Raw genomic sequence first — 22,730 nt, forward strand, 5'->3', positions numbered from 1 at the left:
TGGGCGGGTGGTGTGGTAGAATGCATGGGGAACCTCGTGCTGCTGGTTGGGTGATTGCTTCCAGCATACCACGAGGTTCTTTGTATGCCTATCCCTAAGCCTGTCAGAGCTTAAGTTACCACCTATGCCCCTGATCCCTCGGCTTCATCCCTCATCCTTTACAGTTAGTTGCTGTGCTTGAGGCCAAACGGCAGGCCAATTTCTGCATAAATTGCTTGGCTCTCAGTGTTGGCTGGCAAAAAGGCCACAATCTGTGGAAAATCAAATTGAAAATAGCCCGCCGACATCAATAAAGGCCGCAACCAAGCCCGCTTGGGCGTTGGCTGCGTATGCGGAATTAGCGCTTCAAGCACAATCGTTGGCGATTCAAAGCCGCTGCTTGGTGGCAGAATTGGTTTATCAAGGCTGACAGTTGGCCAGTGGCTGGCAAATTCGGGCAATTGCAACAAACGAGCAACCAATTGTTGATACCACGGCTCATATTGGCACAACAGATTGGCCTGTTTAAAGCCATAGATCGTTTTGCGCAGCATATGCTGCCACGAAGCCCGATTTTGAATCAACTGCTGGTAGAGCGGCAAACTGGGGTCGCATAAGAGGCCCAACACATTCAACTGGGTTGGATCAATCGCCGCCAGCATTGCGGGAGTTATGCCAAATAAATTAAGTAAATGCTGATTAAAATAGTGCATCTGCCAATCGCGATTGATCACAAAGGCTGGCATGCTCAGTTGCTGCACAATTTCAATCGTAATTGCGAGAATTGGGCTGAGTGCCGCACCAGTCAGATAGGGCATAATTGGCGAGCTAGCGGCGGCAATTAATAAGCGATTGCGCTCATCGATCGTACAATTCAAATAATCGCCAATATCCATCACCACCTCGCGGCGGGGCGGACGAGTAATGCGGCCTTTGCGCATCTGTTTGTAGCTGCTATAGACCATATCTTCGAGTTCGCTGCGGTTCCAAGTGCGTGGCCCCCATGGGTCATCGTGTTGCCAACGATTGTGCGGCACATCGCCTTGCTGGCGACGCGCTAACAATTCTTCAACCACCTCGACAAACGCCAGACAATCGGGATGCACCAGTTGTTGCCCAAGCGCCATAGACCCTCCTTGATAAAGCCAACTTGTCAAGTTCAAGCAACTACAGTATACTTTATTTAAACGTTTAAATAGACGAGGCCAACGATGGCAACGATTAAGGATGTTGCGCAATTAGCAGGGGTTTCATTCGCCACGGTATCGTATGTCTTGAACGACAGCATGCCGGTGAGCGAAGCCACGCGCAACAAAGTGCTAGCCGCAGTCACAAAGCTCGGCTATCAACCTCATCGTCAAGGCCGCAATCTGCAACGTCAACGCACCTTAACCATTGGTGTACTGCTCCCCCAAGCCAATCTTTTATGTGAAGTTGATTTAGCAACCTGGCTGCTCGAAGCAACCAACGCTGCGACTAGCGCAGGCTATAGTCTGCTGCTGCAACCAGCAGAGAGTCAAGCTCGCGGTGATTTGGCTGATGGTTGGATTAGCTTTGGTACGCCGCTCGATCCCCAATTGCCGCAGGTTTGGGCACTCGCGCCGCCGTTTGATCAACCAGCCGTCTTATGTGACGCAGCGTTTGCAGCCCAGCGCGCGGTCGAAACCTTGATCCATTCAGGCATGCAGCGGATTGGCCTGATTACGCTGCCGCGCAGCATTCCAGGGTCGGCCCGTTGGTATCTTGGCTATCGGCGCGCGTTACGGCAGGCAGGCCTTGGCTTCGACCCAGGCTTAGTCGTTGAGCCAGCAGCCAATCGTTTTCACGATGGCGTAGCGGCCTACGAAACCCTTGCCGCCAGCGAAAACGACTACGATGGCTTGATTGTCTGTGGCCACCAATTAGCAACTGGGGTTGTGATGGTCGATCACGCCAAAGTGCCAGTGATTGTAAGCCACAGCAGCAGCCAACGCGGCATCTCTGGCTTTCGCTGGCCAACCGAGCTTTGGGCGCACACCTTGGTTCGCAAACTCCTACAACAGCTTGATGGAGCCGCCATTGCCCACCGCACATGGCTTAACCCAAGCTTGGTCATTGGTTCATTAGGTTTCAAGGAGGATCTCGATGGCTTCAATTACGTTTGATCACGTTGATAAAGTCTTTGGCGATGTGCATGTGCTCAAAGACCTCAACATTGATATTCCCGACCAAGAATTTTTGGTGCTGGTTGGCCCTTCAGGCTGTGGTAAATCAACCGCGTTGCGCTGTTTGGCTGGCCTCGAAGAAATCACTGGCGGCCAAATTATGATCGGGGATCGCGTGGTCAACAATGTTGCGCCCAAAGATCGCGATATTGCCATGGTGTTCCAAAGCTATGCCTTGTATCCCCACATGACCGTGTTTGATAACATGGCTTTTGGTTTGAAACTGCGCAAAGTGCCCAAGCCCGAAATCAAGCGTCGGGTCGAAGAAGCCGCCGAAATGATGGCAATCGGCCACTTGCTTGATCGCAAACCACGCCAACTTTCGGGCGGTCAACGCCAACGGGTTGCCTTGGGCCGCGCAATCGTCCGCGATCCAGCCGTCTTCTTGATGGACGAACCACTCTCGAACTTGGATGCCAAGTTGCGGGTGCAAACGCGGGCTGAAATTAGCAAGCTGCACCAACGGCTTAAAACCACCTTCATCTACGTGACCCACGACCAAACCGAAGCTATGACCATGGGTTCGCGGATTGCGGTTATGCGTGATGGCTTGTTGCAACAACTCGATAGCCCACAAACCTTGTACGATCATCCAGTGAACAAATTTGTGGCAGGCTTCATTGGTTCGCCTTCGATGAACTTCATCAAAGGTACCTTGACCAAAGGCGATGGCCGCTTGTTCTTCGATGGCGGCAGCTTCGCGGTGCCAATTCCTAATAGCCGCCGCGCCCACATCGAATCGCACATTGGCAAAGAAGTTGAGCTTGGCGTGCGCCCAGAAGACGTGCACGATGCAGCGCTTTTGCCACCAGGCATTAATGGCGATGCAGTCGTCGAAACCACCGTCGATGTGACCGAACCAATGGGGAGCGAAATCTACGCCTACCTGCAAAGCGGCCAACACTCGATCATTGGGCGCTTCGACCCACGAACGTCAGCCCGCCCAGGCCAGCCAATTCGCGCAGTCTACGATATGGAAAAAATGCATATCTTCGACATCGCCACCGAAAAAGCTTTAGTCTAAAAAATTGGCTTCGGCGAAGCCTAAACATCAGCGCAGCATGGTTCATGCTGCGCTGATTTGCGTTTAAATTCACCCTTGACATCACCCATAATTCTTGAAATACTAGCTAAATCCAACGTGAGATGTTGGGTATGAATCAGTTAGCGCTTCTTGATGAGAGGACACAATGCTCCGAATGTGGTTAATACTTGGATTGTGCTGCTTAAGTGCCTGTGGCAATAACCAACAGGAGCAAGCAACCATGACCGCCCAAGCAACACGCTTTATTCAGCAAATGTCAATCAAGCATGGAACAATGCATCATACCGATAACCAATTTGGCATTGGCCTAGAGTTTGTTGAAAATGGTGAATATACCGACGAACAAGGCCAAACCCAACATGGCCTATTTGCCCGCATTGCGGTCGCCGATGAAACCCAACGCGATCCAGCGTATCGGGCCACAAACATTATTGTCCACGAGGGCAGTATTTTCGAGGCTGGCGGACGCTACGAGGTGATCGAGCTGCATAAAGGTTCATCAAATGGCATGCCTGGCTCGAATAGCAGTTATATGGTTTTTGGCAAATTAGCCGATTAATTTCAGCCCTATCAACGGTATAATAAAAACTGGTGGATGTCACAATCCATCAGTTTTTATTTTAGTGGAATCAGATTTATGCCAAACCAAGCCTTCGTCGCAGCGCTCCAAGCGCAACTCGCCAATTTAAACCACGATGATGAAGCGCGCGCACGGCTGTTGCCAATCTTCGATAATGGCAACCCGAGCCGCAATTTATTGCCGCCAGCCAACATCCAACCACGGCATGGTGCTGTGTTAGCCTTACTCTATCCTGAGGCAGAGCACTTGTTTGTGCCATTAACGGTGCGCAGCGGCAACTTGCGCAGCCATACTGGCGAAATCTCGCTGCCTGGCGGCTCGATTGACCCAAGCGATGCTAGCCCCGAGGCCGCCGCGCTGCGCGAAGCCCACGAAGAAATTGGCTTGCACATTGATCAGCCGACAATTATTGGGCGGCTCAGCGAGTTGTATGTGCCAGTCAGTAATTTTCTCATCACGCCGATTGTCGCATGGCTTGATCATGCTCCCGATTTAGCGCCAAATCCCAGTGAGGTTGCCGATGTATTGCATTTGCCATTACAGCAACTTTGGGCCGCTGATGCAGTGCAAACCGAACAGCGAATGATCCGTGGCGTCGCCTTACAAGTGCCACACTACCCCTATGGCGAGCACAAAATTTGGGGCGCAACCTCAATTATTCTGACCCAATTAGCCTTACGTGCCCAAGCTGCGCTGCAACAAATAGTATAATGGCGACCTAATCATTTAGCGTTGAGAGCCAATGAAACGGATTCTTGTTTGTACTGCCCAAGTGCCTTTTGCCCGTGGTGGGGCCGAATTGCTGGCCGAAGGGCTGGTAAACGCCTTGCGCCAAGCGGGCCACGAAGCCGATTTGGTGGCATTGCCCTTCACGCGCACGCCGCATCGCGAGTTGCTCAATAGCGCGCTAGCTTGGCGCATGCTCGATCTAAGCCACGTCGAAGATCAGCCTGTCGATCAAGTGATCTGTACCAAATTTCCTTCATATGCGGTTGCGCACCCCAAAAAAGTGGTTTGGTTGGTGCATCAACATCGCCAACTCTACGATTGGCGCGGCACAAACTGGAGCGATTGGGGCAGCCAACCTGATGATGATCAATTAGCTCGCACGTTGATGCGGCTTGATCAACAAGCTCTCGCTGAGGCCAAACGCCGTTTTAGCATCTCAAAAATCGTCAGCCAGCGCTTGCAACGCTTCAACGATCTCGCCAGCACGCCACTGTATCCACCCTCGATTTATAGTGGGCGCTTGCGCCAAGGCCGCTACGAACCCTATATTTTGAGTATTTCGCGGCTGGATCAGGCCAAGCGGCTTGATTTATTGCTGCATGCGCTGAGCTACACCGAGCAACCAGTTAAGGCGATTATTGGTGGCCGTGGCCCAGCTATGGCCGAGCTTCAAGCGCTTGCCAAACAGCTTGAGCTGGAACAGCGGGTTGAGTTTCGCGGCTGGATGGACGATCAAACATTAATTGATTTGTATGCTGATGCCCGCGCCGTGTTTTATGCTCCGATCGACGAGGATTTTGGCTTTGCCACGATCGAAGCGCTTGAGGCCGCCAAGCCGGTGCTGACAGCCCAAGATTCGGGCACCGTTTTAGAGTTTATCCACGATGGACTAACCGGATTTGTCGCTCCTGCCGAGCCACGGGCCATGGCTGCGCGGCTTGATGCACTTTGGCAATCGCCCACCTTGGCGGCCCAACTTGGCAGCAAAGGCCCGGCAATGGTTGCCAATATTCGCTGGGAGCATGTCGTCAAACAGCTCGTTTTAGCTTGATTATTCTTTGTAGGTGCGGCCTTTCCAGGTTACGCCGCGCCCCGACCAAATGCGCCATGCTGCTTCTGCCGCGAGCAGCATATAACAGACAATCCCCAAAGGAAAAAGCAGCGCATGGCGCCGCGACAAGCCATACAATTGCTGCATAAAGCGGCCCCAACTCCAGAATGCAAACCCATTTAACAGCGTGGCCATGCCACTCAACAAAAGTTTTGGCCAGAATGTCCAGCGCCGCAGCCAAGCCCACATGCTCAGCAAAGCCAAGCCAAATGGCACAACTCCAACCAAAATCTGCCGGAAACCAGCCCACGAAGAACGAGCACCGCCATTGCGCAAGCCAGCAATCGCGTTTTTAACCAAACCCTCGCGCACCTCGCTGCCATTGGTATACATGCGCACCCGCAGCAACTCGCCAGCATACACGGCCTTCATCACACCGCCAGCCCGCACAATTGCTTGGGCCAATTCAACATCCTCAAGCACCCGATCCCGCACTGCTGCATGGCCGCCAGCGCGCAAATAGGCGCTGCGCCGCACCAAAATAAACTGGCCATTCGCCAAAACCACGCCAGAGCCAGGCGTATTAACTTTGCTCACCGGATAGGCCGCCTGAATAATTGAAAAAAACGCTGGCAACAAGGTTTTTTCCCAAAAACTGCCAAGCTCCGAAAAAGGCAAAAATGTTAGCAAATCGAGCTTTTCTGCTTCAGCATAGGCCAACGCTTGGGCCAACATTGCAGGCTGCGGCTTGGTATCAGCATCAAGAAACAACAGCCACTCGCTCGAACTAGCCTCGGCCAATTGCCAACAAGCCCAGCATTTGCCAGTCCAGCCAGCAGGCAAAGTTTGGCCGTGCAACAAGCGCACCCGTTGATCGTGGGCCGCAACTTCGGCTACAATCGCGCTAGTTTGGTCGGTCGAATGATCATCAAGAATGGTCAGTTGCCAATCGCTGCTGGTTTGCTGGGCCATACCGCGCAACAGATGACCAATATTGTGCGCTTCATTCCGCGCTGGCACCAGCACATCAATGCTTGTCAGTGGCTCAAGCGCTGGGCGTGGCTCAATTTGGGGAATTTTTTTGAGCAACAGCGCATCACGCACCAATAAAATCAACGAAGCCAAGCCAAAACATAGCCCAATCACAACAGGAAGCATAAATCAATGAATCCTCAAACTGTAAAACAATCAGCACACTATATCACGCAGCAGTCGCGCCAATGGATGGATCAAGTCGTGCCATGGTTGATCGTCGGCCTACTTTTGCCAGTTTATTGGCTGATGCGCAGCCCAACTATTAGCACTGCCTATGGCAGCAGTGACAGCGGCGAGTTAGCAACCGCACTCTGGTTTGGCGCAGTGCCGCATCCACCAGGCTCGCCAACCTATTTGCTGGTTGGGCAAGTTGCGCTCCACTGGTTTGGCGGCGAGCCAGCCCAACGCCTAGCATTGTTGAGTGGAGTGGCAACTGCCTTGAGTGCAGGCATCGTCGCAGCCTGTGTTGGATTAAGCGCCAGCGACCAGCCACGCTCGATCCGCTGGAGCGCAATGTTGGCCGCAGGCTTGGGCTTGGGCTTGAGCCAACGGATTTGGCAACAAGCCCTAGTGGTTGAAGTCTATGCCTTGGCAAATTTGTTTCAAGCATTGTTATTGTGGCTCAGCCTGCGTTGGCAGCGCTGGCAACACACCAGCACATTGGCGGCACTTGGCTTGGTCTTAGGCTTGGGTTTGGGCGTGCAACTGCCAGTTGCTGCGTGGTTAGTTGGCTTTGGAGTGTGGTGGTTTAAGGCCAAATGGGCGATTAAATGGCAGCAACTTGGGCTATTGTTGCTTATGCTGTTGCTTGGCGTGAGTAGCTATCTGGTATTGCCATGGCGTGGTGCGGCGGTGCCACAAGCAAGTTGGGGCGATTGGAGCAATGTTACTGGCGCAATCAGCCACATCAGTGCTAGCGAATATCGCTATTTAGTTGGCGCAGTGCCACTGAGCGAGCAACTGCAACGCTTCATTTTAGCCATTCGCGATTTACTAGCCAGCTATTGGTGGATCGTCGGCCCATTGTTAATTGGCTGTGGTTGGCTAAAAATGACGCTTGGCCAACGCTGGCTGCTTGGAGGTTGGGCTGGCGTAACCCTGCTTTGGGCTATCAGTTATGGCGGCGCTGATGCCCAAGTCTATCTCTTGCCAATTCATGGCTTAGCTGCTTGGCTGCTTGGCATGGGCGTGGTGTGGTTGGCGCAAAGGCCAAAGCTTGCAAGTTGGATTTGGCTCGCGCCAATGTTGCTGTTAATCTGCTTGCCTTTGGGGTGGCACTATTCGCTACGTGGCCAAACCCAAAACCGCGATCAAGCAATCGCGCTGTTACAACAACAGCCAACCAATGGCCAATTGCTGAGCAACGACGATCAAACAACATTTAGTGCGTGGTATGTGCAAGCGGTGTTGGGAGTGCGGCCTGACGTACAAATTATTGATCAGCGCCTACAACAACAGTTGTGGTATCAGCGACGGGAAGGGTTATCAACTCGCTAGGATCTTTAATAATATCAACGATCACCAAGGTCAGGTCGTCTGCTTGGCGGGCAGCACCACGAAAGCGATCAACATCTGCACAATAGGCATCAATTAAGCTAGAGGTATTTTCTGCTTCCAGCTCGCGCACCGCCAAGCACCAACGATCAAAGCTATACAACTCGCGTTGCTCGTTCATGGTTTCAATCACGCCATCGGTATAGACCACCAAGCGATCATTGGCTTGCAATTGGATGGTTTGCTCAGCATAGGGGAAGTTGCGAATTGAGCGCAGCGGCGTGCCAAAGGCCTCTAATTCTTGAATCGTACCATTGCGTCGCAAGAGCGGAAACGGGTGGCCTGCGTTGGCAAAGCGCAATTGATGATTACGCAAATTAAGCACCCCATACCAAACAGTCATCATCTGATTGACTGCATCATCGGCGTGCAAAATCGCGTTGACATGGCGCAACACATGGCCTGGGTTACGCGAACGGCGGGCTTCGCTGCGAATAATTGAGCGGGTCATAGCCATAACCATGGCCGCAGCAACGCTCTTGCCAGTTGCATCGCCGACAATAATTGCAATTTCATCGTCATTCAAACGAATCAGATCATACAAATCGCCGCTCGTTTCGAGCGCTGGCTGCACCGAAGCACCAATATCGAGGCATTCGCTATAGCGTTGGGGCTTCGGATAGAGGTCTTGCTGCAAATTACGTGCAATCGCCAACTCCTGACGAATCAGCGTGTCTTGCATTAATTGCTGGCGCGCTTCCTGAAGCGATTCCATTGAACGATCAAGCGTTCGTTGGTAGAGCCAAGCAATCAAAGTAATCATGATTAAGAAACCAATAATTGGAATAATTGCACCAATTGAAGGAACTTGTTTTGTTGGAATAAAAACAGCTAAAATAAAACTAATGTTAATTCCCGTTTGAATAATAGAAAATCTTGAGTTTACAACAAAAGCTGAAATTAATATTGAAAGGCTAAGAACATAACTAAATGTAATTGCTGTATCAAAAGAATTCGAGAAAAGATTAATCAGCATTGTTAATGCAATAAGCACATTAATAAAGATCGATATTATTTTTGCCGATAAATCTATCTTACCTTTTTTCCGAAGCATATCCGCATAAATTAATATACCGATACTTGATAGTATATATAAAATTGAATATATATACTTGCCATTAAAGGTCTTAAATAAAAGAAAAAAGATATATGCTAAAAGAAAGTAATGGATATAAATTACTGTTTTATTGATGTAACGCAGAAACACTGCTTTTCGTTGCAGTGTACTTTGAATTTCAAGATCTCGATTTTGAGCAGATAAATGTTGTTGAGCCATAGTATAGTACTGAGTCACAACCATTATGATTGTGACTCAATAGTTAAAAGATCATTCAATCGCTTGGGTTAATCCCAGAATGAAACACTTCGATGAAAACTCGTATCTTTATAATTAGTGGCAGATTCTTCGACTTGTTTCAATTCAGCATCAGTTAAGTTAAAACCATGGTTTTTAATAGTTTCTGCAATGTTGCTACTATCCAACAGTTCTTGACGGAAGGCTTCGTCCGAGGTGGCTTGATCGATCAGGCGTTGAAATTCATCGCTATGCTTTGAACTCATACGGGTTCCTCCAGGGTAGGATGTTGGATGACCATCATTATATGAAGATCTTGGATATTAGCAATAGGTTATTAGTTCAAACCATTCTTACAGTTCAAGCCAAGCCTCAGCTACATCAACCAATGTATCTTTGGGTACAATCGGCTGTTGGTTATGGCTCGTATATTAGTGCTTGAGTGTCGCGAGAATATAGTTAATCAGGTCGCGGTCGCGATCATCAAGGCCATGGAGTAGGCGTTGCTGGTCGCGTTCGCCAGCCCAAATTTGCTCAACTGGGTTGCTCAGTTGCCAACCAAGGCTCTCAAGGTCGGCCAAGGTCAAGCGTAATTCGACCCGTGGTAGCGCAGGATCATGAGTTGCTGCTACAATAGCATCAAGCAAACTTGCAAAATCTTCGAGATCTATTCCGCCGCTAGTATCACTCTGTTTGGCAACCAGCATTTGAATGCTCAGCAATAACTCGCCAATTTGGTCTTGTTCATGGCGCTCTAAGCGATTATACAAGGCTTGAATTTGGGCTTGATCGTTATTCAACACCGCTTCGCGTAAATCGAGTGGGAGTTGATCGATCAATTGCTCAAGGGTTGGCGCTTCTGCATAGGTGTCAAGCGCTTGCTCAATCTGGAGTTGCTGAAATTGCTCAAGCTGTTGGCTAACAAGAGTTTGTTGTTCGACTGGCATCGCGGCAAAAGCCGCTTCAAACGCCACGCTATCGCCGCTTTCTAGTGCTTGCAGCACCGCTGGGGGTAAACTGGCAAGCAAGCCACGTAGTTCGGTGGTATCCATAACTGCCTCCTTTGCAGCTATCGTATCACAGAAGTTTGGGGGACATTCATGGGTCGTTTTGTTCGTTGGTTGGTGTTTCGCCTCTTACGTTTGTACTACCCACGCATCGCTGTCGAAGGCTTAGAGCAATTGCCCAGTGGCAGGGTGATGTTTGTGCTCAATCATCCCAATGGCTTGCTCGACCCATTATTGTTGATGTTGATTCTCGGCCAGCCCGTCGCGTTTTTGGCCAAAAACACCTTTTTCAACAATCCAATTGGTCGTTGGATGATGCAGGCGTTTGGCGCATTGCCAATTTATCGCCAAAGCGATGCTGCTGAGGGTAGCAATACCCGCGATTTGAATGAACAAACCTTTGCCCGCTGCCGCCAATTACTCGCCGATCAACACCATTTAGCCTTATTTCCCGAAGGAACGTCGCACTCCGAAGCCTATCTGTTGCCGTTGCGTTCAGGCGCGGCCCGCATTGCGCTCGGCGCAGAGGCAGAACACAATTGGCAACTCGATTTAAAGATTGTGCCAATTGGCTTGTGGTATGAAGATAAGCATATTTTTCGTTCTTCAGTGCTCTTATTAGTTGGCAAACCAATTAGTGTTAATCAGTTTCAACACGCCGAGGCCGAACGCGAACAGGCAGTTGCCAGTTTGACCACACGCATGGCCGAGCATTTGGGCGGCGTGGTGTTCCAAGCGGGCAACGCCGAATTATTACGCGGCCTGCCAGTGATGGTTGGCTGGACGGTCGATCGCTTGCGGCGCAAACGCCCAAGTGGCCGCGAAGCCTATACTTCGCTCACGCCCACCGAACGGGTGCAATTGGCAACCTTGGCGGCTAAAGCTCAACGCTATGCCCGCACCTTGCGGCTTTTGGGCATCGCCGACCCTTGGGCACCGCAATTGCCCTTGGCCACCCGCTGGCGCTTTTGGCGCAAGTTTTTGTGGACGTTGCTGGCTTTTATTCCAGCAGCTTGTGGTATTGTGCTTAGCTACCCGATGTATCGGCTCAGCGGAATTATCGCCACGCGCATGACCAAAGAGCTAGAAGTGTTGAGCACGATTAAATTGATTGCAGGCATAGTTTTGCAACCAATTGGCTGGATTATAACCAGTCTGATCATTGGCTTGCTCACAACCTGGCAAGCTGGATTGATTGGGTTACTGCTGGCCCCATTATTTGGCTTTATTGCCTTGCGCTGGAGCGAGCGCTGGCGGGCTGTGCGCGAGGCAACCGCCGCTTCGTGGCTACGGCTTACCCACCCAGACCTCACCAGCCAATTGTTGCAACGTCGCCGCGATTTGGGCGAACAAATTTCCAATACCATTTTGAGCTTAAACGATTAAGCAAACAGGGCGCAAGCTGAAATTCAGCCTGCGCCCCCAATTTAAATTAATTCAACTGCCTGCGGATTACGATCAAAAAAGAGTTTTAAGCCGTGCACGCTCATCGCCAAATTGCCCCACAGCACCAAATTGAGTGCTGGCACAACCGGCTCCTTGGTTGGGAGAGCGCGCTCAACAATCGCCTCAACTGGCAATTCAGCAGCATGCAGATTATCACGCACATCACGCACGATCTTGACCAAACGCTCGTGCATTTCTTCGAGGGCCAAGGCTGGCGGCGCAACTGTCGGGCCAAAGTGCGAAGGCAACAGTTGACGAATTGGGTATTGAGCCAAGGTCTGGAAGGTTTGCAGCTGATCAACCAAATTGAAGGCTGGCGGCGGAGTGACGGGCATATTGAGCTTATAGGTGCTCATCAAAATGCCAATTGAATCGCCAGCCCACATTGTGCCCGAATTGGCTTCCCAAAACGCCAGATGATCGGGCGAGTGGCCAGGTGTTGGCACAGCTTCAAGCACAATCCCTTTGCCAAGCTCTAGGCGCAAATGCTCGGCGGCCAGAATGCGCTCGGCAGCAATAGGCAGCATCGTGCCATAAACCTGCCACATTGGGCCAACCGCCCGCTCCACACTGCGCATCAATCTGCTTGGCTCGACCAAATGCGCCGCCGTCATTGAATGTAAATAAACCTTAGCATTGGGCAAATGTTGGGCCAAAATTCCCGCCCCACCACTATGATCCATATGAACGTGAGTTAAGAGGATATGTTCAACTGCGGCGGGGTCGATTCCAAGTTGCTGCAACCCAGCCAAGGTTGCTTCAGCAGTTAATGATGTGCCAGTTTCAATCAGGGCGACCTGATCGCCTTGTACCACATAGGTTGCGCCAAAACCATCGGTTGTCAGCAGGCCATTATCGATCATGGCAATCTGATCGCTCAGTTGGGTTAGCGGAACTTGCATCATTGCACTCCGTTTCGATTACAAAATTAGTGTATAGCTATTTTACCTGATTCAGTTGAGAATAGCACTTTAGTGTTGGATATAACCAATTGCTATGATAAGCATAATACAATTTGACATGCTTCGGACGGTCAGGCTATAATAGATAAGCTACAGCGCGTCCATGGCGGCGTGCTATCAATTTTGTCTTATCTATACAGAAGCGCGAGCACGCGCTTTTGTTTCGTCTGACACCGGAGGATTCGCACAATGCCAAAACGAACTTGGCAACCAAAACGCATCAAGCGCCGCCGTGTTCACGGTTTCTTGGAGCGCATGCAAACTCGCACAGGCCGCGCCGTATTGAAAGCTCGTCGCCAACGTGGTCGCTGGAAGTTAACTGTAAGCGACAAACGCCGACCAGCAGGCCCAGGCGGTCATCGCTAAACAATGCAACGTTCACAGCGCCTTCGCTCGCCACGCGATTTTCGCCGTGTTCGCGAAGGCGGTCGTACATGGTCACATCCACTCTTGGTGCTGAGCGTCGCGCCAGCGCGGGCCAATCGCGTTCGGTGTGGGATTGTGGTTCGCAAAGCGCTGGGCACAGCCGTCGAACGCAATCGTTACAAACGCCGAGTGCGCGAAGCTATCCGTTTGATCTACGATCAGATTCGCCCAGGATGGGATGTTATTTTTATTGTACGAGCGGGATTTCGCACAGCGGCCTGGGAGCAGATTCAGCAGGCCGTTTCGCGTTTACTGCAACAAGCGCAGCTATGGCATGATCGTGAACAACCATCACAGGAAGATCGCCATGGGTAAGATCTTATTGGCACTTATTCGCTTGTACCAGCGTTTTTCGCGATATACACCACCAAGTTGTATCTATACGCCAACCTGTTCCCACTATGGCTATCAAGCTATCGCGAAATATGGGGCATTCAAAGGTACATGGTTGACACTGAAACGGATCGCCCGTTGCCATCCATGGGCACAGGGTGGTGAAGACCCTGTTCCATAAGTTGGCACAGGGTTTTTTGCTATGACAACGTAGGAATATACGGCTATGAATTTTCTAGGTCCAATCTTTTTACCATTTCTCGAATGGCTGTTCCATCTGTTTGGCAACTTGGGGTGGGCAATTATCGCTTTTACGATTTTAGTTCGTTTAGGCATGTTGCCGCTGACGCTAAAGCAATTACGTTCGCAACGCAAAATTATGGTCATCCAACCAAAATTGCGCGAGTTGCAACGCAAATATGGCAAAGATCGCGAAAAATTGACCCAAGAAACCATGAAACTCTATCGTGAGCATGGAGCCAGCCCCGTTGGTGGTTGTTTACCACTTCTGATTTCGTTGCCAATTCTGTTTGGCGTGTGGCAAGCAATCCAACTGTTTGGTAGCGAAGTTTCAACTACTGCTGAACAAGTGCAGTTTTTGTGGTTGCCCCGCCTGACGCCATTAGTCGATGGTGCAGGCAAAGCGATTGCTGGTAGCGCCAAAGACCCCTATTATATTTTGCCACTCTTGGCAATTGGCTTTCAATTCATCACAACCTTGATGGCAATGCAACGCAACCCAGACCCACAGCAAGCCTCAATGAACAAAGTGATGATGTTTATGCCATTTATTTTTGGCTTTATCTATTTCCAATTCCCATCAGGCGCAACCTTGTATTCGGTCACTGGTTCGTTGATTCAAATGGTGCAACAATATTTCACCTCAGGCTTTGGCTTGCTTTCGAAATATTTGCCATTTTTGCCCGAAAAAACTGGCTTTTTGCACCAACCATTGCCAGAATCGGCTACAATCACGATTGAAGAACCAGAAAGCCCAAGTGATCAGCCCCAACGCCGCGATTTTTGGACTGCGCTTGGCAAATTAGAACCGGTTACTGATGTCAGCGCCGCTGGTGCTGCCGCCGATAGTGGTAGCAGCGACATCGCAACCGAACAAGCAATTGAAGATGTTAAGGCGCAGCTTGGCAAGCCGAAAAAACGGCGCTAGTCTCGGCTTATAATTCGGAGGAACGTGTAGGACATGGCGTTGCAAAAAGTTGAAGTACGCGCAGCAAGCGTGGCCGAGGCCGTGGCTCAAGCCCTCGCCCAACTCGGCAAAGATGAAGATGAAGCTCTGATCGAGGTTTTAGCGCAAACCGCTGATTCAGCCCTTGTCCGCGTCAGCGTCGATGACGATGAGGATGAGTTGCTGGCTGAGTATGGCGATGATGACGATGAGGAACAACCAAAACGTCGTCGCCGCCGCGTCGCTAGCACCGATGAGCAAACCGTGGCGCTCGCCCGTCAGTTGCTTGAGGCCTTGCTCACTCGCATGAACATCGATGCCTTTGTAACGCCGGTTGTACAGAAGGCCAAAGGCTCCGATGATGAAGAAGATACCCTAACCTTGCACATCGAGGGCGTCGATGAAGAAACTACCGGCCTGATGATTGGCCGCCGTGGCGAAACCTTGCGCTCATTGCAATATCTGCTGAATGTCTTAATTCATCGCCAAACTGGGCGCTGGTCGCAAGTGGTAATCGACATTGGCCAATATCGCCAACGGCGTCAAGATTCACTTGAGGGCTTAGCGTTGCGCATGGCCGAACGCGTGCGCCAATCAGGCCGCCCAATGCCGCTTGAGCCAATGAGTTCATTCGAACGCCGCATCATCCATATGGCGCTGCGCGAAGATCCGTCAGTCTATACCGAAAGCGCTGGCGAAGGTGAGCATCGAAAAATCGTTATTTATCCAAAACGCTAGTCAATGGCGATTAGCGCTGTGGTTGCGCGGGTGTTGTTCTCAGCACCCGCCAATCAATATCCAAGGAGTCGATGATGATTCCCTTAACTAACTTGCCTGCCACAGTCAGCATCCGCGAAGTTGGCCCTCGCGATGGTTTGCAAAACGAGGATCGCATCCTCACCACCGAGCAAAAAATTCTGCTGATCAATGCCCTCAATAATTCTGGCTTGCGTCAAATCGAAGTTGGTTCGTTCGTCAACCCGCGTTATGTGCCCCAAATGGCCGATACCGCTGAGGTTTTTGCGCGCATCGAACGTCGCCCCGATGTGATTTATAGCGCAATTGCACCAAATTTACGCGGAGCGCAACGGGCAATCGAAGCCCGCGCCGATTCGGTGCAAATTTTCTTGAGCGCTTCCGAAAGCCATAATCAAAGCAATGTACGCATGAGCATCAACGAATCGCTGGCTGCTGCCGCCGATATTGCGCTGGCGCTCAACGATGCGCAAATTGAGTTCGAAGCTGTGCTTTCGGTGGTCTTTGGCTGCCCCTTCGAAAACGATGTGCCAATCGAGCGCGTCGTGAGCATGACCGAACGCCTGCTAGCGCTTGGAGCCAGCCAAATTACGCTTGGCGATACAACAGGTATGGCCCATCCGCGCTTAGTCCAAGCGGTGGTGTTAGCCTTACGCGAGCGCTTCCCGCACGCGCCGTTGCGCTTGCACCCGCATAGTGCACGCGGCGCTGGCTTAGCCAACGTACTCGCTGCCCTCGAAGTTGGCATCGATCGAATTGATGCGAGCATTGGGGGGATTGGTGGTTGCCCATTCGCGCCAGGCGCGCCCGGCAATATCTGCACCGAAGATACGGTGCATATGCTGCACGAAATGGGCATCGACACCGGCCTCGATATTCCAAAGTTGGTTTCGTGTGCCAAACTGATCGAAAGCTTGCTTGGCCACGAAGTGCCTGGGCAAGTTATCAAAGGCGGCATTTGTGGCCATATTCCTGGGGGCAGCATGCGCCCATGGAACGAAGCCGAAGTCCTAGACGCACAAACCAGCCGCACCGTTTAAGCAGCATTCACCCATTAGCCCAAGCTCCATACATTGGTTGGGCTGATGGGTTTTGCATGCCACAATTAAGCTCCTACCTTGCTTGGCTGACCCTGCACTACCCAATAGTCATGAACAACCCTGCTACGAAGCCTTATAGCAGCTTGCAAAAAGGCCTATGCTAGGGCGGACTGATAGACCATACCCGTCCTAGGCTATCAGATCTATGCTGCTTGCAAGCACAATGATTCATGCATTAAGGGATTGCCAGTATGTTTCAGCCACCACCCAAAGCCACCAATCAAGCAGTCGTTGGGCAAGCCCCTGAACTTTCGATTATCATTCCCTGTTTCAACGAACAAAAACGGATCATTCCGAGCATCGATGCAATCGTGCATTATCTCAACGAGCGAGGCCGTTCATGGGAATTAATTATTAGCGATGATGGCTCAACTGATCAAACAATTAGCTTGATCGAAGCCCAAAAGTATCCGAATTTGACGATCATTAAAAGCTCAAGCAATCATGGCAAGGGCCATGCAGTACGAGCTGGAATTATTGCAGCCAAGGGCAATTTTATTCTGTTTACTGATGCAGATAATGCGACGCCAATCACTGAGTTAAATAAATTATTGCCCTCGTTAGCGCAAGGCAACTACGATTTGGCGATAGGCTCGCGGGCCAAACAACTGCTGCAAACCAAAGAACGGCGCTTGAGTCGCTGTGTAATGAGTGCTGGGCTGCGGCTGATTGTTGAACATGGCTTGAAGCTGAATATTCGCGATAGCCAATGTGGCTTCAAACTGTTTCATCGCGCGGTAGCCAAACATTTGGCTCAAGTCCAAACCATCAATGGCTTTGCCTTCGATTTAGAGCTGTTGGTGATTGCCGACATTTTTGGCTATCAAACTAATGAAATTGCCGTCGAATGGGTTGATGTTGCTGGCTCGAAAGTCCATCCAATTCGCGATGCCTATCAGTTTCTGCGCGACATTATGACAATTCAGATCAACCATTGGCGCGGACGTTACCCAAGCTCAAGCCAAAAAAAAACAAAGTCTAAATCGCCGCAATCAGGCCAGTGGTTTGCCTAAAAAACTTGTTGCTCACTGAATAAGCATTTGCTGCTCCTCAGCCCCTCGCTACGTAGCCGAGGGGCTGTTGTTTGCCGGGTTCTATGGGCAACATTAGCGCAATTAGGGGTGAGTGCAGCATACATAGGAGCGATGACTGGTACCTATTCAAGCACCCCAATATGCTTAAAATGCAATAAGTAGCTACTACCAAATAGCCCTGTGTGGTTACTCCCTATCCAAATTAGTAGCGCTCAGATGCGTGACTATTCGCTTATTGGTTTCAGGATTAAAGCGACCTATAGTTAAGCTAACGGTATTTTTACACGAAAGCCTCGTTATGGGTGTACTTCAACGTTCTGGTTTTACCACCATCCACATTCCACTTCTGCAGCGGCTGAAACCATTAACCAAGTTCTGGCTGCTGGGCAGTATGATCTTGGTTAACCTCACGAACTATGGCTTTGCCAGCGTGCTTGGCCGTGGGCTAGGCCCTGGAGGCTATGCAGAAATCAACTTAATTCTGACGCTGTTTGGCCTCGCATCCCTCGTTAGTAGTTTCTTTCAAGTTCAAGCCACACGCTTCAGCGTTAGCCGCAACAACCATGCGCAACTGCGACAACTGCGGCGCATAGCTTGGATTGTTGGAGCGCTCAATGCCCTGCTCTGCGCAGGATTGGTCGGATTTTGGCAAAGCCTGTTTGGGACAAGCCCAACGCCGTTGTTGCTGCTTGGATTAGGCTTGATCTGTTACTATCCACTTGGGGTTGAGCGGGGCATTATGCAAAGCCAAGCAGCATTTGGGCGGCTTGCAGGTAATTTGCTGCTAGAGACCTTGCTTCGATTCAGTGGGGCAGTTATCGTGGTCGAACTTGGCTTGGGCGTATCAGCCGCTAGTGGAGCCTTTACAGCTTCATTGCTGCTAGCTTGGGGCTTGAGCTATGCCAAACCTGGCGTGACTGAGATCAGCGACACAGCGATTCAACTCCAGCCAGCAGCGCCAATTGGACTGCGCATGCTCGGCCAAGGCTTAATCCTCAATAGCGATCTGCTCTTGGTAACGCTCTGGTTTTCTAGCCAGATTGCGGGCCAATATGCAGCCTTAGCCTTGATTGGTCGAATCGGCTTCTTCATCAGCAGCACAGTTGCAAGCTTGGTGTTTGCCAAACTTCTACGCGCTGATAAGGCGCAGAGCCAACAGCGACAGGCATTTTGGCAAAGTTTGGGTATGATCATTGGCATTGGAATCATATTTAGCCTAACCTGCTGGGCCATGCCTCAGCTATTGGTTAAGTGGCTTTTTGGCTCAGCTTATCTGCCGATTGGCGGTGTGCTTTGGCGCTACGCGGCAATTGCCAGCGGCTATGCGGTGGTAAATTTCCTCGTTGCCTATCAAGTGGCCCAACAACGCCAGAGCGGGGTTTGGCTGACGCTTGGGGCTGGGATTGGACAAATCGTACTTTTGAGCGCAGCGCATCAAACAATTAACCATGTATTGAATGCTCAAGCGCTGGTTATGCTGGTTTTGCTAGCGACAGTCTGCTTGAGCGAATGGCTGGAGTACACACAAAACCGCGCTTGATTATTGAGATCAAGCGCGGTTTTGGTTGCAGCGAATCAGCTTATTTGACCGTTAGGGTACCCTTCATGCCAGCTGCATAGTGGCCGGGATAGGCACAAATATAGCTGTAGGTACCTGGCTCCAATTGAGCATCAACACTGTCAGTTTCGCCAGCATTGATCGTTTTGGTGAAAGCAAGCGCCGTATCAGCGCTTGGCGTGAAATCAGGGGCGTTAGCAACCGCTGAATCAACAGCTTTTTGCTCTTCGCCTGGTTTGACAATCACAACGTTGTGGGGCACAGCGCCAACATTATTGAAGGTTACTTTAACGTTGCCTGCGCTCGCGCTAAGCTCAGTTTGGGCAAACTTCAAATCGGCTCCAGCAGCGCTATCGACGGTTACGCCAGCACCACCGCCAGCAGGCGCAGCAGCGCCACCGCCACCAGCAGCAACGACCTTAAACGTGCCCTTCATGCCAGCTGCATAGTGGCCAGGGTAGGTACAGACATAGCTGTAGGTACCTGGCTCAGCAATGTTGAAGGTAGCTGTGTCATTAGCGCCGCCATCAATCGTTTTGGTGTGGGCTAAGGCGTTAGCAGCTTCAAAATTGGTGGCAGTTGCTGCGTCGGCCACGGTTTTATCTTCTTCGCCAGGGTTGACCAACACCCAGTTGTGGGGCACAACACCCTTATTATTGAAGGTTACTTTAATTTCGCCAGTCCCTGCGGTTAACTCGGTTTTGGCAAAGGCCAAGGTTGCACCATCGGCACTATCAATGGTCAAATCATTGCTCACTGAGCCAGCAACCGCGACATCGGGGACACCTTTAAAAACCCCTACGTTGTCGTCAGTAGTACCACCGCAAGCAACCAACGTGCCTGCTAATAAAACGCCCGCAAGCGGACGTGTCCAGCGCCGAATAGGCATCGATTTCCTCCATAAAGCATCTGTTCGTTGGCAAACGTATACACTGAATTATAGCATAATGGGTTAGGCTTGGTCTCAAAAAATCGGCATTGTTTTGGATAGGCCAATTGGTAGTCAATTGCTCACCAAATGCTCACAAAGATTCACTAAAAGTTCCTTGACGCCCCCACAGGCACTGTTATAATACACACCAAGAGGCTGCGGTAATGGAAAGGCCCACCCACATGCGAATTGAATTCGACAATTGGGTTAACGATAGCACGACAGAGGCATCAGCCTGTGTCGTTTTTTGTACCAACGCTACGGCGTGGGAACGGCTCACGGCGTTTTTCGCTATATAAGGAGGATCGTCCAATGTACTCCGATATGATTAGCAAGATCGACAAAGCCAAACGGTACGCCCAAGAACCAGAACGGATTGCAATTCAACAGTTTAGCGCTACCTTCCGTGGTGGCAATAACCACGAAGTTCAGCTATTGGCAAGCGGTGAATGGCACTGTGATTGTGAATTTTTTGCCCATTGGAACACGTGCTCACACGTAATGGCATTGCAACGGATCTTAGAGCCAATGTTAAATGATGACGCGCGCCGAGCTGGCTCGCCATTTACCTTCGATGAAATTGCCGAGGCTGTTGGCTAAAGGGTTGCTCCAAGATTACGCTTGCGCCACGTTACGAGTAGCTACTTGTCGACGTGGCGTTACTGTTTAAGCGAGAAGGGTCGGGTGCGTATATCACCGCCAGCAACGGCTATGGTATAATCGCGACGCAAGGAGGTATTATGTCGGATCGTCCAACTCCAGCCCGCACGCGCTTTGCGCCAAGTCCGACGGGCTATCTGCATATCGGTAGTTTACGTACCGTGTTATTTAGCTGGTTGTGGGCACGCCACACTGGCGGTCAATTTTTATTACGGATTGAAGATACCGATCGCAAGCGCTTTGTTGAAGGCGCAGAAGAACAATTAACGAGTTCGCTGCAAGCGATCGGCCTAATGTGGGATGAAGGTCCAATTGTTGGCGGTCCTCACACACCTTATAAACAATCCGAACGCTTGGATATTTATCAGGCTCACGCTACAAGCTTGATCGATAAAGGCGTGGCTTACCGTTCGTATGCCACCGCCGAAGAAATTGCTGCCCTCAACGCCGAGCGCGAGGCGCGTGGCGAGCCAAAGCTCTTGGTGTTTCGCAATTTGCCTGGCATCGACGACGCAGCCCGTGAAGCAGCTGGCGAGCCATATAACGTGCGGCTGAGCCTCAAAACGACAGGCAAAACCATCGTCCATGATCTGGTTCGTGGCCAAATTGAGTTTGATAATGCGGCCTTGAAAATGCCCGATCCTGTGCTGTTGAAAACCGATGGCTTCCCAACCTATGCCCTCGCCGCTATGGTCGATGATCACTTAATGGGGATCACCCACGTGTTGCGGGCTGATGAATGGCTGCCAACTTGGCCAATTCATCACCAGATTTACGAGGCCTTTGGCTGGGAGCAACCGGTTTGGGTCCATGTGCCGCAAGTGTTGGGCAGCGATGGCAAGAAGCTTTCCAAACGCCATGGCGATACCTCGGTTACCGAGTATATTGAGCTTGGCTTTTTGCCCGAAGCAATCATCAACTATTTGGCTTTAATTGGCTGGTCATACGACGATAAAACTGAGTTTATGACCCTTGCAGAGTTGATCGAGCGCTTTGATCTGAATCGGATTCGCCCATCGGGCGGGGTGTTCGACCGCGATAAGCTCTTGCACTTCAACGGGGTTTATTTGCGCAATTTGGCTGCTGCTGATTTGGCGCAACGCATCGCCCCCTATCTGAGCAAGGCTGGCTTGATTAGTGCTGAACCAAGCGAGGCCGAACTAGCCAAGGTGGCCGAATACTTGCCATTAGTCCAAGAACGGATTAAGCTACTCAGCGAAGCACCAGAATTGCTTGATTTCTTCTTTGTCGACCCCCAAGGCTACGACCCAGCCTTATTGGTGCCAAAGAAGGGCGACCCAGCGCAAACAGTCGAGGTTCTTGGCCAAGTCAAGGCCAGCTTGGAAGCTCTCGACACGTGGGATAGCCCAAGTTTAGACAAGCTTTTGCATGATTTTGTCAATCAACTTGGGCTAAAAATCCCCCAAGTCTTTATGCCTATTCGGGTTGCGCTCACTGGGCGAACCACCTCGCCAGGCCTGTTTGAAACCATGGCCGTGTTAGGTAAAGCTGTGACGCTTGCTCGAATCAGCACTGCTGCTGCGGCGCTTTCCTCTGCCTCTGTATAGTTCGATTAGTCAGGAGGATGTTCAATGACGCTTGACGATGCCAAAACCGAATTGACCAACTTGGTCTTGGGAGTTTCGCCCGATGCCGTGTTACGCTATAAAAAACGGGGTAGCGATGAGTTGGCGATTCGGGTTTATGCCCCAGCCGACCACGAGGATGCCATTCGTGAAGCAACCCGCGAACGTTCAATCGCCTTGTTAACCGAACACGATTTGGATGTTCAGATTTTGATTTACGATATTTCAACCTCGTTGCCAACCGAAGAAGGCGCAGAGTAACCTGCACCTAACG

At 50.9% G+C, this 22,730-nt stretch carries 25 protein-coding genes; 18 read left to right on the forward strand and 7 right to left on the reverse strand.

The window, feature by feature from the left end:
• Nucleotides 1-164: 164 nt before the first annotated feature.
• Nucleotides 165-1,106 carry a PAS domain-containing protein gene (locus SE18_RS23840; RefSeq protein ID WP_054536992.1) on the reverse strand — a complete coding sequence of 314 codons (942 nt, stop codon included), beginning with the start codon at nt 1,104-1,106 and terminating at the stop codon, nt 165-167.
• An 84-nt stretch (nt 1,107-1,190) separates the two neighbouring features.
• Here SE18_RS23840 and SE18_RS23845 point away from each other — a divergent pair, with 84 nt between their 5' ends.
• The 5 genes from SE18_RS23845 (at nt 1,191) to SE18_RS23865 (ending at nt 5,588) form a co-directional block, all read left to right on the forward strand.
• Nucleotides 1,191-2,123 carry a LacI family DNA-binding transcriptional regulator gene (locus SE18_RS23845; protein WP_054536993.1) on the forward strand — a complete coding sequence of 311 codons (933 nt, stop codon included), beginning with the start codon at nt 1,191-1,193 and terminating at the stop codon, nt 2,121-2,123.
• Nucleotides 2,104-3,207 carry an ABC transporter ATP-binding protein gene (locus tag SE18_RS23850; protein WP_054536994.1) on the forward strand — a complete coding sequence of 368 codons (1,104 nt, stop codon included), beginning with the start codon at nt 2,104-2,106 and terminating at the stop codon, nt 3,205-3,207. The genes SE18_RS23845 and SE18_RS23850 overlap by 20 nt, the downstream gene beginning before the upstream one ends.
• A gap of 166 nt (nt 3,208-3,373) precedes the next feature.
• Nucleotides 3,374-3,787 carry a hypothetical protein gene (locus tag SE18_RS23855; protein WP_152976747.1) on the forward strand — a complete coding sequence of 138 codons (414 nt, stop codon included), beginning with the start codon at nt 3,374-3,376 and terminating at the stop codon, nt 3,785-3,787.
• Nucleotides 3,788-3,865: 78 nt separating this feature from the next.
• Nucleotides 3,866-4,519, forward strand: coding sequence for an NUDIX hydrolase (locus tag SE18_RS23860; RefSeq protein ID WP_054536996.1), 654 nt, complete (start codon nt 3,866-3,868; stop codon nt 4,517-4,519).
• 31 nt (nt 4,520-4,550) lie between these two features.
• Nucleotides 4,551-5,588, forward strand: coding sequence for a glycosyltransferase family 4 protein (locus SE18_RS23865; RefSeq protein WP_054536997.1), 1,038 nt, complete (start codon nt 4,551-4,553; stop codon nt 5,586-5,588).
• Here the strand turns inward: SE18_RS23865 and SE18_RS23870 are convergent, their stop codons facing one another.
• Nucleotides 5,589-6,746 carry a glycosyltransferase gene (locus tag SE18_RS23870; protein ID WP_054536998.1) on the reverse strand — a complete coding sequence of 386 codons (1,158 nt, stop codon included), beginning with the start codon at nt 6,744-6,746 and terminating at the stop codon, nt 5,589-5,591.
• A gap of 6 nt (nt 6,747-6,752) precedes the next feature.
• Between SE18_RS23870 and SE18_RS23875 the strand changes: the two genes are divergently transcribed.
• The gene (locus SE18_RS23875) at nt 6,753-8,120 is read left to right on the forward strand and encodes a glycosyltransferase family 117 protein (protein WP_054536999.1); all 1,368 of its coding nucleotides are present in this window, start codon (nt 6,753-6,755) and stop codon (nt 8,118-8,120) included.
• Here the strand turns inward: SE18_RS23875 and SE18_RS27635 are convergent.
• From SE18_RS27635 to SE18_RS23890, 3 genes are all read right to left on the reverse strand, one after another.
• The gene (locus SE18_RS27635; RefSeq protein ID WP_160319547.1) at nt 8,056-8,940 is read right to left on the reverse strand and encodes a PP2C family protein-serine/threonine phosphatase; all 885 of its coding nucleotides are present in this window, start codon (nt 8,938-8,940) and stop codon (nt 8,056-8,058) included. The genes SE18_RS23875 and SE18_RS27635 overlap by 65 nt on opposite strands.
• 581 nt (nt 8,941-9,521) lie before the next feature.
• Nucleotides 9,522-9,737: a Franean1_4349 family RiPP gene (locus tag SE18_RS23885; protein WP_054537001.1), complete on the reverse strand. Its 216-nt coding sequence runs from the start codon at nt 9,735-9,737 to the stop codon at nt 9,522-9,524.
• Nucleotides 9,738-9,902: 165 nt separating this feature from the next.
• Complete coding sequence (locus tag SE18_RS23890; RefSeq protein ID WP_054537002.1) at nt 9,903-10,523, reverse strand: hypothetical protein; 621 nt, start codon at nt 10,521-10,523, stop codon at nt 9,903-9,905.
• 48 nt (nt 10,524-10,571) lie between these two features.
• On the opposite strand from SE18_RS23890, the gene SE18_RS23895 reads away from it, so the two are divergent.
• On the forward strand, nt 10,572-11,864 hold the full coding sequence (locus SE18_RS23895; RefSeq protein ID WP_054537003.1) for a lysophospholipid acyltransferase family protein: 1,293 nt from the start codon (nt 10,572-10,574) through the stop codon (nt 11,862-11,864).
• Between the two features lie 41 nt (nt 11,865-11,905).
• On the opposite strand, the gene SE18_RS23900 is transcribed toward SE18_RS23895, so the two are convergent.
• On the reverse strand, nt 11,906-12,829 hold the full coding sequence (locus SE18_RS23900) for an MBL fold metallo-hydrolase (protein WP_083470129.1): 924 nt from the start codon (nt 12,827-12,829) through the stop codon (nt 11,906-11,908).
• Nucleotides 12,830-13,075: 246 nt separating this feature from the next.
• Between SE18_RS23900 and rpmH the strand changes: the two genes are divergently transcribed.
• The 8 genes from rpmH to SE18_RS23935 all read left to right on the forward strand — a co-directional run bounded on the left by rpmH (nt 13,076) and on the right by SE18_RS23935 (nt 19,261).
• The gene (rpmH, locus tag SE18_RS23905) at nt 13,076-13,252 is read left to right on the forward strand and encodes a 50S ribosomal protein L34 (RefSeq protein WP_012188323.1); all 177 of its coding nucleotides are present in this window, start codon (nt 13,076-13,078) and stop codon (nt 13,250-13,252) included.
• 3 nt (nt 13,253-13,255) lie between these two features.
• The gene (gene rnpA, locus SE18_RS23910; RefSeq protein WP_054537005.1) at nt 13,256-13,627 is read left to right on the forward strand and encodes a ribonuclease P protein component; all 372 of its coding nucleotides are present in this window, start codon (nt 13,256-13,258) and stop codon (nt 13,625-13,627) included.
• On the forward strand, nt 13,620-13,826 hold the full coding sequence (gene yidD, locus SE18_RS27000; protein WP_012188321.1) for a membrane protein insertion efficiency factor YidD: 207 nt from the start codon (nt 13,620-13,622) through the stop codon (nt 13,824-13,826). The genes rnpA and yidD overlap by 8 nt, the downstream gene beginning before the upstream one ends.
• A gap of 45 nt (nt 13,827-13,871) precedes the next feature.
• Nucleotides 13,872-14,813 carry a YidC/Oxa1 family membrane protein insertase gene (locus SE18_RS23915; protein WP_054537006.1) on the forward strand — a complete coding sequence of 314 codons (942 nt, stop codon included), beginning with the start codon at nt 13,872-13,874 and terminating at the stop codon, nt 14,811-14,813.
• 33 nt (nt 14,814-14,846) lie between these two features.
• The gene (gene jag, locus SE18_RS23920; protein ID WP_152976748.1) at nt 14,847-15,569 is read left to right on the forward strand and encodes an RNA-binding cell elongation regulator Jag/EloR; all 723 of its coding nucleotides are present in this window, start codon (nt 14,847-14,849) and stop codon (nt 15,567-15,569) included.
• Nucleotides 15,570-15,643: 74 nt separating this feature from the next.
• The gene (locus SE18_RS23925; protein WP_054537007.1) at nt 15,644-16,627 is read left to right on the forward strand and encodes a hydroxymethylglutaryl-CoA lyase; all 984 of its coding nucleotides are present in this window, start codon (nt 15,644-15,646) and stop codon (nt 16,625-16,627) included.
• Between the two features lie 251 nt (nt 16,628-16,878).
• Nucleotides 16,879-17,700, forward strand: a complete 822-nt coding sequence (locus SE18_RS23930; RefSeq protein ID WP_054537008.1) for a dolichyl-phosphate beta-glucosyltransferase — start codon at nt 16,879-16,881, stop codon at nt 17,698-17,700.
• Nucleotides 17,701-18,019: 319 nt separating this feature from the next.
• Entirely contained in the window at nt 18,020-19,261 is a 1,242-nt protein-coding gene (locus SE18_RS23935; RefSeq protein ID WP_054537009.1) for an MATE family efflux transporter, read from the forward strand.
• A gap of 40 nt (nt 19,262-19,301) precedes the next feature.
• Here the strand turns inward: SE18_RS23935 and SE18_RS23940 are convergent, their stop codons facing one another.
• Nucleotides 19,302-20,168 (reverse strand): plastocyanin/azurin family copper-binding protein, encoded by an 867-nt coding sequence (locus SE18_RS23940; protein ID WP_054537010.1) that lies wholly within the window; start codon nt 20,166-20,168, stop codon nt 19,302-19,304.
• A 354-nt stretch (nt 20,169-20,522) separates the two neighbouring features.
• Here SE18_RS23940 and SE18_RS23945 point away from each other — a divergent pair, with 354 nt between their 5' ends.
• From SE18_RS23945 to SE18_RS23955, 3 genes are all read left to right on the forward strand, one after another.
• Nucleotides 20,523-20,810 (forward strand): hypothetical protein, encoded by a 288-nt coding sequence (locus SE18_RS23945; RefSeq protein WP_054537011.1) that lies wholly within the window; start codon nt 20,523-20,525, stop codon nt 20,808-20,810.
• A gap of 140 nt (nt 20,811-20,950) precedes the next feature.
• On the forward strand, nt 20,951-22,438 hold the full coding sequence (gene gltX / locus SE18_RS23950; RefSeq protein WP_054537012.1) for a glutamate--tRNA ligase: 1,488 nt from the start codon (nt 20,951-20,953) through the stop codon (nt 22,436-22,438).
• Nucleotides 22,439-22,462: 24 nt separating this feature from the next.
• Nucleotides 22,463-22,717, forward strand: coding sequence for a hypothetical protein (locus tag SE18_RS23955; protein WP_054537013.1), 255 nt, complete (start codon nt 22,463-22,465; stop codon nt 22,715-22,717).
• The last annotated feature ends 13 nt before the right edge of the window (nt 22,718-22,730 follow it).

It is taken from the genome of Herpetosiphon geysericola (assembly GCF_001306135.1).
In the GTDB taxonomy this organism is placed as follows: Bacteria; Chloroflexota; Chloroflexia; order Chloroflexales; family Herpetosiphonaceae; genus Herpetosiphon; species Herpetosiphon geysericola.

Coding starts and splice junctions, on each gene's coding strand:
- SE18_RS23840 (WP_054536992.1), bottom strand. CDS start 1,106: ATGGCGCTTGGGCAACAACTGGTGCATCCCGATTGTCTGGCGTTTGTC.
- SE18_RS23845 (WP_054536993.1), top strand. CDS start 1,191: ATGGCAACGATTAAGGATGTTGCGCAATTAGCAGGGGTTTCATTCGCC.
- SE18_RS23850 (WP_054536994.1), top strand. CDS start 2,104: ATGGCTTCAATTACGTTTGATCACGTTGATAAAGTCTTTGGCGATGTG.
- SE18_RS23855 (WP_152976747.1), top strand. CDS start 3,374: ATGCTCCGAATGTGGTTAATACTTGGATTGTGCTGCTTAAGTGCCTGT.
- SE18_RS23860 (WP_054536996.1), top strand. CDS start 3,866: ATGCCAAACCAAGCCTTCGTCGCAGCGCTCCAAGCGCAACTCGCCAAT.
- SE18_RS23865 (WP_054536997.1), top strand. CDS start 4,551: ATGAAACGGATTCTTGTTTGTACTGCCCAAGTGCCTTTTGCCCGTGGT.
- SE18_RS23870 (WP_054536998.1), bottom strand. CDS start 6,746: ATGCTTCCTGTTGTGATTGGGCTATGTTTTGGCTTGGCTTCGTTGATT.
- SE18_RS23875 (WP_054536999.1), top strand. CDS start 6,753: ATGAATCCTCAAACTGTAAAACAATCAGCACACTATATCACGCAGCAG.
- SE18_RS27635 (WP_160319547.1), bottom strand. CDS start 8,940: ATGATTACTTTGATTGCTTGGCTCTACCAACGAACGCTTGATCGTTCA.
- SE18_RS23885 (WP_054537001.1), bottom strand. CDS start 9,737: ATGAGTTCAAAGCATAGCGATGAATTTCAACGCCTGATCGATCAAGCC.
- SE18_RS23890 (WP_054537002.1), bottom strand. CDS start 10,523: ATGGATACCACCGAACTACGTGGCTTGCTTGCCAGTTTACCCCCAGCG.
- SE18_RS23895 (WP_054537003.1), top strand. CDS start 10,572: ATGGGTCGTTTTGTTCGTTGGTTGGTGTTTCGCCTCTTACGTTTGTAC.
- SE18_RS23900 (WP_083470129.1), bottom strand. CDS start 12,829: ATGATGCAAGTTCCGCTAACCCAACTGAGCGATCAGATTGCCATGATC.
- rpmH (WP_012188323.1), top strand. CDS start 13,076: ATGCCAAAACGAACTTGGCAACCAAAACGCATCAAGCGCCGCCGTGTT.
- rnpA (WP_054537005.1), top strand. CDS start 13,256: ATGCAACGTTCACAGCGCCTTCGCTCGCCACGCGATTTTCGCCGTGTT.
- yidD (WP_012188321.1), top strand. CDS start 13,620: ATGGGTAAGATCTTATTGGCACTTATTCGCTTGTACCAGCGTTTTTCG.
- SE18_RS23915 (WP_054537006.1), top strand. CDS start 13,872: ATGAATTTTCTAGGTCCAATCTTTTTACCATTTCTCGAATGGCTGTTC.
- jag (WP_152976748.1), top strand. CDS start 14,847: ATGGCGTTGCAAAAAGTTGAAGTACGCGCAGCAAGCGTGGCCGAGGCC.
- SE18_RS23925 (WP_054537007.1), top strand. CDS start 15,644: ATGATTCCCTTAACTAACTTGCCTGCCACAGTCAGCATCCGCGAAGTT.
- SE18_RS23930 (WP_054537008.1), top strand. CDS start 16,879: ATGTTTCAGCCACCACCCAAAGCCACCAATCAAGCAGTCGTTGGGCAA.
- SE18_RS23935 (WP_054537009.1), top strand. CDS start 18,020: ATGGGTGTACTTCAACGTTCTGGTTTTACCACCATCCACATTCCACTT.
- SE18_RS23940 (WP_054537010.1), bottom strand. CDS start 20,168: ATGCCTATTCGGCGCTGGACACGTCCGCTTGCGGGCGTTTTATTAGCA.
- SE18_RS23945 (WP_054537011.1), top strand. CDS start 20,523: ATGTACTCCGATATGATTAGCAAGATCGACAAAGCCAAACGGTACGCC.
- gltX (WP_054537012.1), top strand. CDS start 20,951: ATGTCGGATCGTCCAACTCCAGCCCGCACGCGCTTTGCGCCAAGTCCG.
- SE18_RS23955 (WP_054537013.1), top strand. CDS start 22,463: ATGACGCTTGACGATGCCAAAACCGAATTGACCAACTTGGTCTTGGGA.